At 60.4% G+C, this 1,505-nt stretch carries 1 protein-coding gene; it reads left to right on the top strand.

The genetic code is table 11. The annotated features are described in order from the left end of the window. Positions 1-95: 95 nt before the first annotated feature. Positions 96-1,472 carry an IS4 family transposase gene (locus tag ACGLHR_RS51690; protein ID WP_400103879.1) on the top strand — a complete coding sequence of 459 codons (1,377 nt, stop codon included), beginning with the start codon at positions 96-98 and terminating at the stop codon, positions 1,470-1,472. The last annotated feature ends 33 nt before the right edge of the window (positions 1,473-1,505 follow it).

Below are 1,505 nucleotides of genomic sequence, written 5' to 3'. Positions count from 1 at the left end.
CCCCACATTTCTGGGGTGAAGCGCGGGAAATTTGCTTGTAAACGAGGAAGACTGGTGTTAACTTTCGCACACCTTGTTTTTAGCGACCTTCTACTTTGGCGGGCGAAGACGACATCGACGATTGGGCAAGCACCGAGTTCAGCGAAGCGAATCTGGGCGACGCACGCTTGACGCAGCGCCTTGTTGCCTTGGCGCGTCGGCTCGCCTGCAGCCCGCAGGGCTCGTTTCCGCAATCGCTCAAATCCGCTGAACTCAAGGCCGCATATCGGTTCTTCGACAATACACGGGTCGATACGGACGGAGTCCTGGCGCCGCACATTGCGCAAACGCTGGATCGCATGAGGCAAGTACCTGTTGTGCTGGCCGTGCAGGACACGACCGAATTCAACTTGTCGCATCTGCCCGCGACCGCAGGCTTGGGTTATGGCTCTGGCCGTACCGAGCGCGGCTTCCTGATGCACAGTTTGCTGGCCGTTACGCCTGAGGGCCTGCCACTGGGTGTGCTGGGCATGAAGACCTGGGTACGTCCCGATGAGGCGTTCGGCAAGAAGCATCAGCGCAAGGCGCGCTCGATCACCGAGAAAGAAAGCATCAAATGGATTGAAGGCATCGAGCATCTTGGCGCCCTGAAGGCACGTTGTGCCGAAACCCGGCTTGTCGGCGTGGGCGACCGTGAGAGCGACGTGTACGAACTGTTTGCAACTGAACGTCCCGATGGCGTGGACTGGCTGATTCGCGCGGCTCGCGATCGCCGCGTCCGAGATCCCCAGGAGTATCTTTGGGAAACCGTGCAGGCCGCCGCGCCGCTGGGCAATACTGACCTGCTGGTGCCCGCCAGAGGCAACGTGCCCCAGCGAACAGCACGCCTGACATTGCGTTGCGCGGCGGTGCGACTGCGGCCCCCGAGGGCGCGCGCGAGCCGCCTGACCGAGATCGACGTATTTGCGATTCACGCAATCGAAGATGCGCCCCCGGACGGCGTTGAGCCCCTCGAATGGATGCTGCTGAGTTCCGTGCCAACGACTACGCTTGAGGAGGTCCTTGAGCGACTGGCCTGGTATGCACGACGCTGGACGATTGAATCGTGGCATCGCGTGCTGAAAAGCGGTTGCCGAGTCGAGGCCCGCCAGTTCGGCACCCTCGAACGCTTCGAGAGGGCCACCGCCCTGTTTGCGGTCATCGCTTGGCGCATCATGTACGCGACCCTGCTGGCACGAATCGACACCGATCTGTCCTGCGAAGTATTGCTGCAACCCGTCGAATGGCAAGCGCTGTATTGCCACACGCATCGCACGACCCAGTTGCCAAAGCACACGCCCTCGTTGCAGCAGACGGTATTGTGGATCGCCATGCTGGGTGGCTATTTGAATCGCAAGCATGACCGCCCCCCCGGCCCAACCGTCATGTGGCGTGGGTTCCTTGTATTGCACGAAGTCACAAAGATGTATCAGCTCTTCAGGCAGAACGAATAGCATGATCAGTCAACTTGTGGGAAATCCTGAGCC

Origin of the sequence: Cupriavidus sp. CuC1 (genome assembly GCF_044627735.1) — a bacterium.
Taxonomy (GTDB): domain Bacteria; phylum Pseudomonadota; class Gammaproteobacteria; order Burkholderiales; family Burkholderiaceae; genus Cupriavidus; species Cupriavidus ulmosensis.
Note: the sequence above shows the minus strand (reverse complement) of the source record. Positions and strands in the feature narration are given on the sequence as shown.